Origin of the sequence: Alteribacter natronophilus, assembly GCF_006007885.1 — a bacterium.
GTDB classification, from domain to species: domain Bacteria; phylum Bacillota; class Bacilli; order Bacillales; family Salisediminibacteriaceae; genus Alteribacter; species Alteribacter natronophilus.
In genome coordinates, this window is the sequence record NZ_VCRO01000003.1 from 122,833 (window position 1) to 137,281 (window position 14,449).

A 14,449-nucleotide genomic window follows, 5' to 3' on the forward strand; every position below is an offset into this window, starting at 1 on the left:
AATAGCTGACAAGCGGCGGATTTCTCCGGAGTGGGTTTCCAGCCCCCCATACTGACTGTTTAAATTTCCATCTCTAAAACACTTCCCGCCCAGCCTCTTCGTTTTAAAAAGTGGAGAGGCCGCTCCATTCCTGAAACCTGTACAGCCAGCGGGTTAACTTTGAATCATCTGCGAAATGTTTGTAATCGAGCGTATACTCTGCACCATCGTTCGTCCAGAGCCTGCGGAAGTATTCCCTCACTTCAGTTACAGCGCCTGACTCCTCCCCTCCTGAGATCTTAACGTTCGTTTCAAGATTCAGATCATCCAGGTTACGACGGGTAAAATTGGACGAGCCTGCGATGACCACAGCTTCCGTCCCACGGTCCACAAGTACCATCTTCGTGTGGTACTGCTCTCCGTTTGTATTGTACCACCTGACCTCAACAGCACCAGCGGACTTCCCGGTGAGTTCGGCAGCAGCCGGCCGGTTGGGCACCCCGTTTTTTTCCCTTCCAAACGCATCTTTGTTTGCATCAAGGATTACCCGGACATCCGTCCCCCGTTTGGCTGCTTCCAGAAGTTCCGAAATGACATCCCGGTCCGAAAGATAAAATGCGCCAAGGTAGATGGTATCTCCTTCATCAGTCAGCTGAAGTTCCTCTAAAAGGTTTTCCTTTATTTTTCCCTCAGTAATGAGCTGAATCTTTTCCCCGGTTCCTTCCGTTTCATCCGTCAGGTCCTCAACCACAAATTCGTCAAACCAGTGCTCTTCGGCTCCCGACATTACCGCGACTGCTTTCTCCGATTCAACAAGATCTCCAAGTATCGGCCCATTCACAGCAAAGGCAACATTTGAATGAAGTCCGCTGGCATCGTGGGGATTTGCTGATGTTACGAGCCCTTCCTGGTCGGTCACGACAACCTTCCTGTGATTGGCTTTAAAATTTAATAGTTTTAAATAGGAACGAATTGTACCATCCGGACTGTCCGGGCTGAACGGGTTCGGCAGCCACCCGCCATCTTCCTTATTTCCTGTAAACTGCGGCCCGGCCCTCCAGAACGCACTGAACACCGGATTTGAGTCTCTCAGTCTGGACAGATCCGTTATAACTACTCTGATCCCCGCTTCCTCAAGAGCTTTCATCCCATCGGTTTCATAGGAACCGTAGAAAGTATTAATGGGATCCGTAATGACTATAATCTCTGTTTCAGGCTCGGTTTCTTTCTTTGTAATCAGCGCTTCCACCAGTTCACCTGATATCCCCGGAAAATCATGTGTCCTGTCATATTCATCATTAAACAGAAACATGTCGAGCAGGATAAATGACTCTGCTTCATCGATCATTTCATGAATTCTTTCAAATATAACGTGATCATGTTCACACCCGTCTTCACTTAAAAACGTCTGATCAGCAAGAAATTCCACCTCACCAGGATGAGCCTCCCCTTCATAGGAAAGACCTTCCGGCAGCGGCTTTAAAACCCCGTACAGAAAAAATACCGTATAAACGAAAACGGCGGTGAGCGCGATCCCTCCAGCCATCAGCTTCCTCCAGCCAAACCGCTTTCTCCCTGCTTTTGTCACTACCTCTGCCATACATAACTCCCCCTGCATCGACAGCCTCTGTCATTTATTTCAATAGTAGCATAAAAAAATTTAGAGATTATGTATAATTTAACTTTTCTGTAAACTTCATATTCCCACGCACAAAAAAAGCCCCTGAAAGAGCTTGTCCGCGTATTTTTCGCACGCCATAACCAGACGCGGTAAATCAGGTCCCCAACCCTCTCTCTTTGTTCAGTACTTCATCTAATCAGATGGCAAAAAGAAATCCGCCATTAGCGGATCGGAATTAAGAATCGCTAGTCGGCGTCGCGGAGCTCATCACGCTGTTCCGCAAGTGTTTTTAATTTCTCTTTCAGCTCTGCACACTTCTCCCCGTCGTTCGCTTCCATCGCTTCAAACAGTTCCATGAGAGAATAATCAATTTCAGCGCCAAGTACGTAGTCCATTACCTCAGGATCCACCTCACGTCTGTGGCCCTGTCTTCTTCTAATCGTTCTGTAGGAGCTCATCTCCTTTTCACCTCCGCCTATTTTCATTACTGAAACAATTTTCCCATTATCAAAGCAGCTCACATAAATCCAGCCATCGGTTTCCGTTTTTACAATGCCTCGGCCTTTGCCTTCCGTAATCAGCTCTTCAAGCAGAATGGCCACTTCCTCAAGATCCACCTGGAGCTCCTCCATGACGATTGCAGTTCCTTCATTCTCCTGCTTTCGAATCGGAATCATCGCTTGTCCCTGGTCATTTTTTATAAGAAGCTCTACAGTCTCCTCTTCATAACGCCACGTCAGGCGAAAATCCGCTTGAAGCAATTTATGAATGAATGTTTTGAGCATCGGTTTCGAAATACGAACGAAAAGATCCTGAAACTCGGCCTTGAACCGGTAATCTTCCATGACCACGCTCCTTTCGAGTTTCTTAATGCTATCCTATGTAGCTGCACCGAAAAAAGAATGACTTTTCCGCGTCCAAATTCATTTATTTTTGTTTGTCCACCCTGTCCAAAGCCTGTAAAATAAAGACTGATCATTTGAATGGAGGAAAAGCTGTGCCACGCCTGACCGAACGACTGCTCAATCAAAATATAGACCAGGACACCTGCCTGGCCCGTGCCCGTACAATAGCCAGGCAGCTTGTCCTTGGAGAAATACCCGAACCCATACCGGAGAGAGATCCTCTTTATTTTTTAAACGTCGTTCGCCTTACAATCGGTGAACTGACGGAAAAACGCTATCTATTGCTGAGAAAAAAGGAACTGAGCAGTTATGTAAGCAGGGAAGCTGAACGGTGCCTTGTAAATGAATGCAGCGACCGTTCGCTGTTTCAGGACCTGCTCTCGGAGTGCCGTCGCACCATCCCTGTTCCTGAGCCGGAACCCGATCGCGGCTTAGACAGAGGGTTTAAAGCTGTGGACACTTATGAGTCCTGGCTGCAGAGCTGGTTCTCACGGCCACACGCTGCTTCGTACAAAAAGAAATGCCTGGAAATTCCACAAAAAGACAGGAATGCCCTGCAGGAAAGAGTGCTTGACACCCTGTCCCAGTTTCGCCACCACCCGGGTACACGACGGGTCTGGTTCCAGCTGCTCCTCTTTCACGAACGGTATGAAGACGGGCTGGCATCGCTCCTCGCAGACGAACCGGATCCTCTGAAATGTTCTGCAGATGAAAAAGCACTTATTGCTGCTTCCGTTGCCGATGAGACTGCCATTCCGTTTCTCCACCAGTGGACAGAACGCCTGATCGAAAAACGGACAGCCGCTCACTATAAAGAAGCAGGAAACTGTCTGTCGCTTCTTGAACAGGCATACCGCAATCACGGAAGGAAGAGCCGGTTTCACGAGTGGCTGGAAATCCTTCACAGACGGTACGCCCGATTCACTGCATTTCGAAAGGAGCTGACAGCTTTTGAGAACAGAAACTAAGCGCATCGCCTTCTATCTGGACCGGGAATCCCCGGGCTTTTTCCTGTGGACGGAACAAAACGGACACCCGCTTCCGAAAAGCAGCCAGCTCCTGTTCAAGCAGAATCTGTTCCGTTCCGATGAACAAAGTTTCTACGGCACAGTGTATCCACTGACGGAAGCACAGGACCGGAATGAAACGATACTCACGGGTACTGTGATCCCCCTCGGAGATGCTGTTTCCCTGAGAAATCACTTTCCTGAGATTCTGACTGCCGAGCAGATGAAACCGAAGCCGACGCAGTTCGGCGGCTGGTCAGTGGAACACCTGCCCGATCTTCCCGTATTCAGCTCTGACAAAGGCCTTTTTGATTCTGATCTTGCCACAGTTCTCTTTGCCGGTTACGGCACTCACGGACTGAACCAGCTGCAGAGTGATCCGGACGAACGAATAAGAAAATGGGCTGTTTCCCTTACCAGGCCCGAAAAAACGTGTGAACTGCCTCTTCACCTGTACCATTACTGTCTCAGCCGGCTGGGTCTGACAGAAAATAAACCATTCCAGGTTGCACTGGCCGTACACGAACCGGATCTGATCTCGGATGAATGGAAAGTGGAACTGGCAATTACCGAGACAAAAACGAAACGAACGGCTGTACTGAACGACATCAGGGACGGCCGTCACTCTTTTATTCAGAACCCGATGCCGTATATCAGCGAAAAAGTTCAGGCTCTTTCACGTGTCCCGGGTCTTGAGATGTTTGCCGGTGGAGCAGGCGTGATTGAAATGGAAGATGAGGCTGTATACGCGTTGCTGCAGTCATACCAGGGTCTGTGCGAGTCAGCCGGTGTTGCGGTGCTCGTACCCCAAAGCTGGGAGCAGACAGCCGATCTCCGTGTCAATGGGGAAATCCGTCCCGGCAGTTCCGGAACAGGAGCTGAAGTGGACTGGTTTTTCACTCATCACGATTCCTCTCTCCCGGAAGACACGATTCGTAAATGGGTGGACGAAGAACGTTATTTCATTAAATTTGACCGCCGCTGGATGCGCTGGGATCTTCAGAAAGCAAAGAGATACCTAGCTGAAATTGACCGCATCCGCGGGCACCACCGGGCCAGTCTATTTCAGGCGATTCAGGAGATCGCCTATATGCCTGGTGATGAATCATATACTGAACTAACAAACGACGACAGCCGTGTTGCATTTTCCCTCTCCCCGGACTGGTTTGAAGCTGTCAGAAAAACGTCTGCACCTTCCCTGGGGGCCCGGTGGGCATCCATTTTAAAGCCATACCAGGATGAGGGTGCCCGCTGGCTCCTGGCCATGAGAAATCTCGGACTCGGTGCATGTCTGGCAGACGATATGGGCCTGGGGAAAACAGTTCAGGCGATCGCTTACTGCGAACACGTCACCGCAAACGGGACGGGGAGGATTCTGATCGTCTGCCCCACCTCACTTCTCGAAAACTGGGTGCAGGAATTTGAACGGTTTGCACCAGACGTAACTGTTTCTTCCTATTATGGATCCCCGGATCAGCGAAGCCGTCTGGATTTCTCGGACACACAGGTTGTTTTGACGACCTATCCTCTTCTCATCCGTGATTCAGAACGGCTTTCGGCCCCGGACTGGGCTGCCGTTCTGATGGATGAAGCGCAGATGATCAAAAACAGCCGGACGCAAATCTGGAAGGAAGCCAAAAAACTCCGGACGCCCCATCGGATTGCCATAACCGGCACGCCGGTGGAAAACCGCCTGTCAGACCTCTGGTCACTGTTTGACTGGTTTGCAGAAGGCTATCTCGGTCCCCTTCCCTCATTTCTGTCCAGGTTTTCAGGGGAAACTGAAAACCGCCTTGCTGAAGTGATCGAGCCGTTCGTATTAAGACGGACAAAAGACCGGCAGCGGCCGGACTGGCACCTTCCGGAAAAAACGGAAAAGACGATCTACAGTGAACTGACCCGTGAGCAGCATCTTCTGTACAGGGCTGTAGTGGAGGAAACGGCTGACACACTGGAGTATCTCGCCCCGCACGAACGGAAAGGCGTGTTCTTTAAAGGTCTAACCAGACTGAAACAGATCTGCAACCATCCGGCCCATTATTACGACGAAAGAACGCCCCTGGGCGGCCGGTCGGGAAAATGGGAACAGTTTATGGAGACGTCCCGGCACCTTCTCGAGACCGGGCGGCAGGCGATTGTATTTACGCAGTATCGTAAAATGGGATATCTCCTTCAGGATGGCCTGAAAGAAAACTTCGGCCTCGATGCCGCTTTCCTGAACGGAGCTTTAAAAATGAAGGAACGCTACCGGATGGTCGAGGAATTTAACCGGGGAGACTCTGCTCCATTCCTGATCGTGTCAATCAGGGCAGGGGGGACGGGCCTGAACATGACAGGAGCATCGGAAGTGATTCATTATGACCGGTGGTGGAATCCGGCCGTGGACCGGCAGGCCGCTGACAGGGTGCACCGGATCGGACAGACAAAGCCGGTTACAGTCCATGCCCTGACCACAAAGGGCACAGTGGAGGAATCCATCGAAAAAGCTCTTTTGCAGAAAGAAGCTCTTTACGGCTCCCTTTTTCAGACAGGAAAACAGACACCGGTCTGGAGGCTGCCTGCTGAAAAGATCCGTTCGCTTTTTTACGGAGCATAGCCATTGCTGGTCGGCATCAACACTGATTTTGGTCAGGAACAAGGCTCTGACAGATTGATTCGGAAAATAGTAAAAGACCTGCTTTCATCTGTATTCAGTGAAAGCAGGTCTTTTTGTTTTGCTGTTTTAGAAAAGATTGTTGTTTTTCTACGCTGCAGACCGATGCTTTCCGCTTTTTAAATCACAACAGTTTATACGAAAAACACCCTTTTGTTTAAGCAGATTAGAACTGTGCTGTTTTATTGAGTGTAAAGACGCTCTTATCGATTTCTTCATTATCCACAGAGAAAATATTGAGCATCGCTTCCACCTCGAAAGTACGACCGGAAAGATCCTCATCAGTCTCCCAGATGTCTTCCATTACGTACTCACCACCGGCTTCCACCGTTTCACTCACAAGGGCCTGGGTAAACATCTGTCCCTCGGAAAACTGGTAAAGGGCGTCACCATCTTCATCTTTTACAATCACGTCGTACTTCTGCGAGGTTGCAAAATCTATGCGCTTTTCCTCGTCAGTTTCATTTTGTATCGTCAGGACTGTTTTGAGGCCTTCATCCGTCTCTTCCACATCCATGGTGAATGTCAGCTCATATTCAGTGACAGATGCTTCCTCCTCTGTTTCTTCTCCTGCGTCTCCGTTTTCACCGGTTCCCCCTGTTGTTTCGTCCCCGGTACCACATGCAGCAAGCGCAAAGGCAAAACTGCCGATAACTGCTGATTTCAACCACTGCTTCATTGTCATATCGTGTGCCTCCTCTTGGCGTGCATTTGTTCTGTCTTGTTAGACGGGAGGATTGCGGGAACGTTACATCATTTGCAGGCCTCTCAGAGCCCAATTTCTGTAAGTCTGTCTAGTCTTTTCTGAACATCCCGACAACACCGGTCGTCTGAATGATGTTTGTAAATGCAGTCGGATCCACTTCTTCAATGATATGCCGCAGATGATACAGCTCGTACCGGGTGATTACAATCATAAGAATTTCCTTATCTTCCTTAGTATATCCGCCTTTCGCCGGGATGCGGGTAACTCCCCGGACAACACGTTCATGAAAAACCCGCTGCATTTCGTCAGGATTCTTCGTCACAATCATCGCAGTCAGCTTCACGTGACGTGTATGGATCGTATCAATAATTCTCGATGCCACATAAAGGGCCAGGAGCGTGTATAATGCCTGTTCCATACCGAACAGCAATCCCGCCGATATGACAATGATGGAATTCATTATAAAGAAATAGACCCCGAGAGAGCGGTCGCTGTAACGTGCCATAAGCAGTGCAAGGATATCCACCCCTCCGGATGACGCTCCGTACTTGAGCACCAGACCGCCGCCGATGCCGCTGAGCACTCCTCCAAATACGGCGTTTAGAATAACGTCCTCACTGATTACCCTGATTGGAATAACTTCAAGAAAAAAAGTGGTGGCCGCAACGTTGACAAAACTGTAAAAAGTAAAGCTCTTCCCGACCTTTTTCCACCCAAGGATGGCAACCGGAATATTTAAGAGCAGTAGAAACAGACCCGTTGAAATGACCGGCACAAGTTCAGCCAGAATCTGGGCCAGCCCCGTAAACCCGCTTGCAAATACATTTGCAGGTATCAGAAAAAAGTTCAGTGTTACGGCAAGAATCAGGGCAGCCCCTACCGAAACGGAAAATTTCTTTATTTCTTCAGATATACTGGTATCAAATTTCGCGAGCATAACCGTCTCCTTCTGCAGCAACAAGCAGCGTCTGTTTTTCTTAGTCTGGTTTATTTAAAGAGAAAAAACCACCATGCGCGCATGATGGTTTCCTCTGCCTCTATTTATTCATGTTTTCATTGTAGTAGTTTACTGAATACATGGCCCCTTCATCGACCATTGAATTATCCTGAATATCATCGGGATCCGAGTGACCAACTTTTTCATTCAGATACTCGTTATGATCTTCATTGGTCTCATTTTTAACCTTCGACTGGAGCCTCTTGAACTGATGATAAAGCTTTTCCCGGTTTTCCTCTTTACCGAGATAATAGGAACCTGCTGCGACTGCTGTTGCTACAAGTGTTGAAGTAATCAGTTTGTTTGCCAACATCCCTCACCCCTTCTTTTTTTGCTGGTAATAATACTTTACCCCCTTTTATTCGCGATAAACATTACATATCCTCCCGAAACAAGGCGCATAGTAGAACTGACGAAAGGAGGTTCCAGCATGCCGTATAACCCGAACCGTGACCCGAACAAAAAACCTGTTGACCGACAGGCGCGCCGTGAGGAAAAAAACCTCGAGGAACAGGCTGCACGTCAGAAAACAGACAAACACAGCTACTCCAAGAAAACCGATCATTTGTAATTCCGGCAGCCTCGGGCTCCGCTCAGAACACAAAAATGGAGACCCGTTATTTTTCTCTCGGGTCTCCTGTATGTGATCTCCGCCACTTTCTCTTATTTTCGTCAGGCGCGTCTGCCTGAAATTAAGTTGATAATCGCCACCACCAGTGCCACAACGAGCAGCAGGTGAATTAGTCCTCCTCCAATTTCAAAACTGAAACCGAGTAACCATAGAATAATGATAATCCCTACAATTGTCCAAAGCATGTTTTGTACCTCCTGTTTTTTTTAGTAGTGGAATTGTTCTTCATCTGCAGATGAGTATTTTTCCTGATGCTTAATTGTTTCTTGGTGATAAGTTACCCCCGGTTTTTAAGGGCTAAACATATGACAGAAACTTATCAATTGATCATTTATCCCCCGGTTCCACTGCACCCTCCCAGGGAAAACCACCCTGCCGGGTCTTCCGTTGGCGCTGCTCTCACAGGAGTATTGAGCGTTCTCTCCGATCATTTTTTAAAATGAACATTTCACCTTTAACAGAGCTGGACTTATAGTTTCACAGGACAAAAAAAGCTCCCACCGTGGTGAGAGCCTTTCTTTTCAGCCGGGATTGTCCCCGACTCATTTTTTCTACAGTTTTTTCAGATCCTCAGGCGACTGGATCCGCTCTTCGGGGCCTTCATTTTTTTCAGCATCCCATTCGAGCATACCGCCATCGTAATTTGTAACTTTATCGAATCCTTTATCTTTCAGAAACATCGCTACGTTCTGGGAGCGGTTCCCGCTGCGGCAGATAAACACATACTCCTTCTCCTTTGAAAACCCGTCAACCACTTCCGGTACGCTGTGCATCGGCAGGAGCGGCACCCCGGGGATGTGCCCTGCTTCATATTCTTCCGGTTCACGGACATCAATGACAACTGTATCTGCCGGTCTGTTTTTTACAAGCTCTTTCAGTTCTTCAGCATCGACCTGTTTAATACCGTCAATTTCGTGTGGCATTTCTGATCACCTCTGTTATTAGTACGTGCTTATTCAGTATAGGAAATTCCACTGCTGTTCATCAACTTTACAGATTTTCACCATACAGATGTGTCTCAACCGTCTGGTCACATCTCTTTCTCCTCTTTCCCATTTTCATGGTTCTCTTTTCGTTTAAGCATGTACAGCCTGTATGCATGGGAAACGACAACCTTGGAAACGGCATACGTTGGAACTGCAAGAAGGAGACCAATCAATCCGGCAAACTGACCTGCAACAAGTAAAAGCAGGATAATTGTCAGCGGGTGGACAGCCAGCTTTTTCCCCATTATCTGAGGACTGATGACGTTACTTTCAACCTGCTGGACCACGACGATCACAATTAGTACCTGAAGCACCATAAACGGGGAATCAATAATCGCCACAATAACGGCCGGTATTGTTCCAATCCACGGGCCTATAAAGGGAATTACGTTCGTTACCATCGCAACAAGGGCAAGGATAAGCGAATACTCGATTCCGATAATCAGAAAACCGATATACATGAGAACCCCGACACAGAAGCTTACGATAATCTGCCCCTGTATGTAGTTACTCAGTGCTCCATCAAGATCTCCAAGAATCCGGTGACCCTCGTCACGCTGTTTTTCCGGTAGATACTTCAGCACGGTATCCGGGAGCTTTTCCCCGTCCTTCAGCATGTAGAAAAGGATGAAAGGAATAATAATGATAATGATGAGAATGCTTGTGACTGTGCCGATAAAACCGGCAATGTTACGGGAGATCACCTCAAATGCCTGGGTGAGGTAGTCAGTCAGGTTTTCCGTAATTTCCTCGATGGAAAAATTCTCTGTTTCCTGGAAACGGTCCACCCATTCATTGTTCTGAAATTCAATGAGCATCGCTCTGAAGTCGTTAAACAGAGCAGGTGCATTGGCAACAAGATTATTTACCTGTTCCTGAAGGGTCGGCCCGATAAGGAAAACGAGGCCGGTAATGACACCAATTCCAAGCAGATAAATCATCAGAATTGCCAGAGGCTTCGGCACTCTGCGTTTATGAAGCAGCCCTACAATTGGCCGCAGCAGGTAAAAAAGAACCCCGGCTAAGAGAAATGGCACAAACAGTGTTGAAACCATAACACTGATTGGTGTGAAAATAAAAGGTACCAGAGTTGCCAGGTAAATGATGAGGAGAACAAAGGTTAATCCGTATAAAAATCTGAAAAACTTCGACTTTGGCAACAGGTTCACCTACCTTTTTTATATATGGCATATTATAGCACAATCTTCCTCCTGCGCCCGTTTTTAAAACGTGCCGCTTCTCTGCTTTCGGAACGTATTTTCTGCCTGAAAATACCCGCTGCCGTTTACCGGGAGCGGGTAATAATACGTCAATACCTATTGATGAGCAGGCTTTTTAGACTGGCGCCTGCACGACTGCCGTTTAATCAGCTTGTGGGGAATAAGAACTTTTTTCGGTTTCGCAGCGGGCTGCATGATTTTTTCGATCAGGCAGGTGGCCGCCTCATAACCGAGACTGTAGATGTTAATATCCACAGTTGTCATCGGCGGTGCAGACAGCTCCGAAATCATCACGTTGTTGAAACTCACGATGGAAACATCGTCAGGCACCTTCATATCCATCTCACTCAGCATCCGGAGTACACCGAACGTCATCATATCATCGGCAACGAGCATCGCAGTAGGCGGCTCCTTAAGGCTCATCAGATCAATGACCGCTTCCTGGCCGCCCTCCTGAATTTCCTCATGAAACACAACATATTCGTCCCTGAGCTTCACCCCTGCATTGTTAAGAGCGCGTTCATAGCCTTCCATATGGTCGACGGTGACAACAAAATCAAGATTGCCCCCGATAAAAGCAATCCGTTCATGACCGAGGAGAAGCAGGTATTCGGTAACTGTTTTTGCAGCTTTAAAGTTGTCGTTGTTTACGTAGGTGATATCCGACATTCTCTGGTCGTACGGCCGCCCAATTACTGTAAAAGGAAATTTCTGTTCATAAAGGTATGAAATCACTTTGTCATTCACCCGCGAGTAGAGAAGAATGATTCCGTCCACGCGGCGCCCCTGCACCATATGCTTTACTTCTTCAAAGATCTCTTCCTCTGTCTGTCCCGTTGAAAGATAGAGTCCGTATTCGAGCATATGGGCTTTTGTACTGATCCCCCGGATGACTTCCGGGAAAAAAGGATTCTGGAACGTTTTATTTGCAGAGTTTGGCATGACCAGTCCAATTGTTTTCGTACTCTGGTTTGCAAGACTGCGTGCATTGAAGTTAGGGTGATACCCCAGCTCGCTCATTGCCTCCCTCACTTTTTCCTTCGTGCGCTGACTGATCCTCGGGCTGTTTGCAATAACCCGGGATACTGTGGAAGGAGCCACATTTGCACGCTTTGCCACGTCTTTTATTGTCACGGCCATGGGCTTAACATCCCTTCGTTTATATTCAGAACCAGGCAGGATGTCCGGATGCAGACTGGTTATCGTTTAATCCTGCAGGTTCTGCCGGCGGTGGCAGTACAGGGGCAGATGCCACCTGAAACCACCGCCGCCCCCTGAATCTTTTTTATCGTTGTACTCTGATTTTCACAATGCCGCTTCCAAGCGTTTCAAAATGCGCTGTATTGCCATTAACGGATATTTCCTTCAGCTCATCCGCTCCGTGGACAAAAACAGTAAGCTCTTCCCAGTCAGGCGTATAAGTGCCGTTTACAGAGCCGGAAGTAATGGAGAGTCTGGTTTGATCATACGAAAAGGTGACAGGCATTTCAAACGATTCTCCGGTTTCGTAACCGAAAGTTTCACCATCGTCATCATACACCGTATACGACGTCTCGCCTTTTTCACCGGCATAGAAATGAAGCTGGTAATCGGTTTCCTTCACCGCCGTTGAACGCTTAGGGGATCCGTGTGCTACCACTGACCCTCTCTTCACAAAAACAGGCAGCGTTTCAAGATCAGCCTCTGTAAGAATGTGTCTGCCACCCTCAATCACTTCCTCAGTCCAGTAGTTTACCCAGTTCCCCTCAGGAAGGTAAACGGCGCGGTGGAAAGTATCCGGTGCTGTAATCGGTGCTACGATGACATTTTCACCAATCATAAACTGATCGCTGAGATTAAACGTGGCCGGATCTTCAGGATATTCGAGAACAAGCGGGCGCATAACCGGCACACCGGTAACCGACGCGTCACGAAACAGCTTGTACAGCTGCGGCATCCAGATGTAGCGGAGGTCGATGTATTTTTTAACGTTTTTCTCCACGTCCTCCCCAAAACTCCACGGTTCCTGGCGGAGGGTTCCGATGGCACTGTGGTTTCTGAAGTACGGGGTAAACGTTCCGAACTGAGTCCACCGTGCAAGCAGCTGGCCGTTGGCATCGTGTGCAAACCCGCCCACATCGGGCCCAGTGAAAGGTACACCGGACATGCCAAGGTTCATACACATAGGAATCGCCAGCTGGAGATGCTCCCAGAAGCTGCGGTTATCTCCGGTCCAGACACTTCCGTAGCGCTGGACTCCGGCATAACCTGCACGGGTTAAAAGAAACGTCCGTTTTCCATTGAGATTCTTCTTCATTCCTTCATACGTTGCCTCGCCCATCTTCAGTCCATAGATGTTATGAACCTCCCGGTGGGTTTTCGGACTGCCGTTGTTCTCATGGATCACCTTCGTATCCATCGTCTTTGTTTCGTTAAAAACAGCAGGTTCATTCATGTCGTTCCAGATACCTTCAATCCCGAGTTCCGTATAAAATCTGTGCTTCTCACCCCACCAGTCGCGGACATCATCCTTGGTGAAGTCAGGAAAGGCACTGTTCCCGGGCCATACATCGCCGTAATAGACATTACCTTCGATATATTTGCAGAAGTGATCCTGCCGGATTCCCTCCTGGTATGCTCCGTATTCCGGATCTTCCTTCACACCGGGATCGACAATCGGCACAACCCTGATGCCCTGCTCCTTCAGATCTGCAATGAGCTTCTTCGGATCCGGAAAGCGGTCTTCATCAAAGGTAAAGACGCGGTAGCCGTCCATATAGTGAATATCCAGATAAACGGCATCCACAGGGATCTCCTTTTCAATAAACTGACTCACAAGCTCACGAACTTCCTCTTCCGTTTCATAGCTGTAGCGTGACTGATGATATCCGATCGCCCACTTCGGAGGAAGCGGCATCGTACCTGTCAGACCTGTGTACTGGCCGAGGACTTCTTTCATAGTCGGGCCGGCCATCACGTAGTAATCCATCTGTCCGCTTTCGCAGCTGAAGTGATAAGTCCCGTCTCCATTACGCATATTAAAGTGCGTTTTTCCAGGGTTGTCAAAGAACAGACCATGAGCATGTCCGTTTCTCAGGGTCATGAAAAACGGAATCGACTGGTAAAGGGCGTCTGTTTCCGGATTGTGCGGTGCGTAGACATCTGTGTTCCACATTGTCATTTTTTCGCCGCGTTTATCAAGAAAGCCGGTCTTTTCACCAAAACCGTAATAGTGGTCGGCCTCATCAGATTCCTTATAGCAGACAATTTCCCCATTAGCACTGTGTCCCATTCCTTTGTCACCTTCGGAAATCAGAACTCTGCCACTGCTGTCCAAAAACGTAATCCGGAGCGGATCTGTAGTTACATGAGCTGTCAGATTGCCGGCAGTCAGTGTAAAACTGCCTTCCTGTTCCTGAAGATCAACCTTTATATTTTCCGGGGTCTGAATTACCGCAAAGCTGTCATCCAGCACGGGAACCTGTTTCGGGTTCATGACAACCCTGGCCACACTGCTGCTGTAAAAAAGGATCGTAACGTATCCATTTTCACATTCCAGCTGCAGGTGGGACGCCCCTTTCTGAACAGCGGTCACGCTGCCTGCATCGCGGTAGTCCGTTCCCTCAATCTGCTTTTTATTTCCCGGGTGAATCGCAAAACTTGTGTCCTGCATTCCAAAACCCTCCTGCCAGTTCGTTTTAATTTACTGTTTTACTCGTTTCCAGAACACTGCGGTAGAATATCTTCTGCAAAGAAAAAGATACG

The 14,449-nt window shown here is 48.4% G+C and carries 13 protein-coding genes; 3 read left to right on the forward strand and 10 right to left on the reverse strand.

The window, feature by feature from the left end; translation table 11 throughout:
* Positions 1-103: 103 nt before the first annotated feature.
* Both FGB90_RS10660 and FGB90_RS10665 read right to left on the reverse strand, forming a co-directional pair.
* Entirely contained in the window at positions 104-1,579 is a 1,476-nt protein-coding gene (locus FGB90_RS10660) for a phospholipase D family protein (protein ID WP_246056150.1), read from the reverse strand.
* Positions 1,580-1,845: 266 nt separating this feature from the next.
* Positions 1,846-2,445, reverse strand: coding sequence for a YkzI domain-containing protein (locus FGB90_RS10665; RefSeq protein WP_138810831.1), 600 nt, complete (start codon positions 2,443-2,445; stop codon positions 1,846-1,848).
* Positions 2,446-2,597: 152 nt separating this feature from the next.
* On the opposite strand from FGB90_RS10665, the gene FGB90_RS10670 reads away from it, so the two are divergent.
* Complete coding sequence (locus FGB90_RS10670) at positions 2,598-3,473, forward strand: hypothetical protein (RefSeq protein WP_138810832.1); 876 nt, start codon at positions 2,598-2,600, stop codon at positions 3,471-3,473.
* Positions 3,457-6,108 (forward strand): DEAD/DEAH box helicase, encoded by a 2,652-nt coding sequence (locus FGB90_RS10675; RefSeq protein ID WP_138810833.1) that lies wholly within the window; start codon positions 3,457-3,459, stop codon positions 6,106-6,108. The genes FGB90_RS10670 and FGB90_RS10675 overlap by 17 nt, the downstream gene beginning before the upstream one ends.
* 223 nt (positions 6,109-6,331) lie before the next feature.
* Here FGB90_RS10675 and FGB90_RS10680 read toward each other — a convergent pair whose 3' ends face one another.
* The 3 genes from FGB90_RS10680 to FGB90_RS10690 form a co-directional block, all read right to left on the reverse strand.
* Complete coding sequence (locus FGB90_RS10680) at positions 6,332-6,850, reverse strand: BsuPI-related putative proteinase inhibitor (RefSeq protein WP_138810834.1); 519 nt, start codon at positions 6,848-6,850, stop codon at positions 6,332-6,334.
* A 109-nt stretch (positions 6,851-6,959) separates the two neighbouring features.
* Positions 6,960-7,808 (reverse strand): YitT family protein, encoded by an 849-nt coding sequence (locus FGB90_RS10685; protein ID WP_138810835.1) that lies wholly within the window; start codon positions 7,806-7,808, stop codon positions 6,960-6,962.
* A gap of 100 nt (positions 7,809-7,908) precedes the next feature.
* Positions 7,909-8,181 (reverse strand): YbyB family protein, encoded by a 273-nt coding sequence (locus FGB90_RS10690; RefSeq protein WP_138810836.1) that lies wholly within the window; start codon positions 8,179-8,181, stop codon positions 7,909-7,911.
* A 117-nt stretch (positions 8,182-8,298) separates the two neighbouring features.
* On the opposite strand from FGB90_RS10690, the gene FGB90_RS19685 reads away from it, so the two are divergent.
* Positions 8,299-8,439: a hypothetical protein gene (locus FGB90_RS19685; protein WP_171051786.1), complete on the forward strand. Its 141-nt coding sequence runs from the start codon at positions 8,299-8,301 to the stop codon at positions 8,437-8,439.
* Positions 8,440-8,540: 101 nt separating this feature from the next.
* Here the strand turns inward: FGB90_RS19685 and FGB90_RS10695 are convergent, their stop codons facing one another.
* The 5 genes from FGB90_RS10695 to FGB90_RS10715 form a co-directional block, all read right to left on the reverse strand.
* Positions 8,541-8,684: a lmo0937 family membrane protein gene (locus tag FGB90_RS10695; RefSeq protein WP_138810837.1), complete on the reverse strand. Its 144-nt coding sequence runs from the start codon at positions 8,682-8,684 to the stop codon at positions 8,541-8,543.
* A 366-nt stretch (positions 8,685-9,050) separates the two neighbouring features.
* Entirely contained in the window at positions 9,051-9,422 is a 372-nt protein-coding gene (locus FGB90_RS10700; protein ID WP_138810838.1) for a rhodanese-like domain-containing protein, read from the reverse strand.
* Between the two features lie 107 nt (positions 9,423-9,529).
* Positions 9,530-10,654: an AI-2E family transporter gene (locus FGB90_RS10705; protein ID WP_438502692.1), complete on the reverse strand. Its 1,125-nt coding sequence runs from the start codon at positions 10,652-10,654 to the stop codon at positions 9,530-9,532.
* 147 nt (positions 10,655-10,801) lie between these two features.
* On the reverse strand, positions 10,802-11,845 hold the full coding sequence (locus FGB90_RS10710; RefSeq protein WP_138810840.1) for a LacI family DNA-binding transcriptional regulator: 1,044 nt from the start codon (positions 11,843-11,845) through the stop codon (positions 10,802-10,804).
* 145 nt (positions 11,846-11,990) lie between these two features.
* A complete protein-coding gene (locus FGB90_RS10715; RefSeq protein WP_138810841.1) occupies positions 11,991-14,357 on the reverse strand; it encodes a glycoside hydrolase family 31 protein in 2,367 nt (788 codons plus the stop codon).
* Positions 14,358-14,449 lie beyond the last annotated feature (92 nt).

Bases quoted from the DNA above. Each gene is read 5' to 3' on its own strand.
- FGB90_RS10660 (WP_246056150.1), bottom strand. From the start codon at position 1,579: ATGGCAGAGGTAGTGACAAAAGCAGGGAGAAAGCGGTTTGGCTGGAGG.
- FGB90_RS10665 (WP_138810831.1), bottom strand. From the start codon at position 2,445: ATGGAAGATTACCGGTTCAAGGCCGAGTTTCAGGATCTTTTCGTTCGT.
- FGB90_RS10680 (WP_138810834.1), bottom strand. From the start codon at position 6,850: ATGACAATGAAGCAGTGGTTGAAATCAGCAGTTATCGGCAGTTTTGCC.
- FGB90_RS10685 (WP_138810835.1), bottom strand. From the start codon at position 7,808: ATGCTCGCGAAATTTGATACCAGTATATCTGAAGAAATAAAGAAATTT.
- FGB90_RS10690 (WP_138810836.1), bottom strand. From the start codon at position 8,181: ATGTTGGCAAACAAACTGATTACTTCAACACTTGTAGCAACAGCAGTC.
- FGB90_RS19685 (WP_171051786.1), top strand. From the start codon at position 8,299: ATGCCGTATAACCCGAACCGTGACCCGAACAAAAAACCTGTTGACCGA.
- FGB90_RS10695 (WP_138810837.1), bottom strand. From the start codon at position 8,684: ATGCTTTGGACAATTGTAGGGATTATCATTATTCTATGGTTACTCGGT.
- FGB90_RS10700 (WP_138810838.1), bottom strand. From the start codon at position 9,422: ATGCCACACGAAATTGACGGTATTAAACAGGTCGATGCTGAAGAACTG.
- FGB90_RS10710 (WP_138810840.1), bottom strand. From the start codon at position 11,845: ATGGCCGTGACAATAAAAGACGTGGCAAAGCGTGCAAATGTGGCTCCT.
- FGB90_RS10715 (WP_138810841.1), bottom strand. From the start codon at position 14,357: ATGCAGGACACAAGTTTTGCGATTCACCCGGGAAATAAAAAGCAGATT.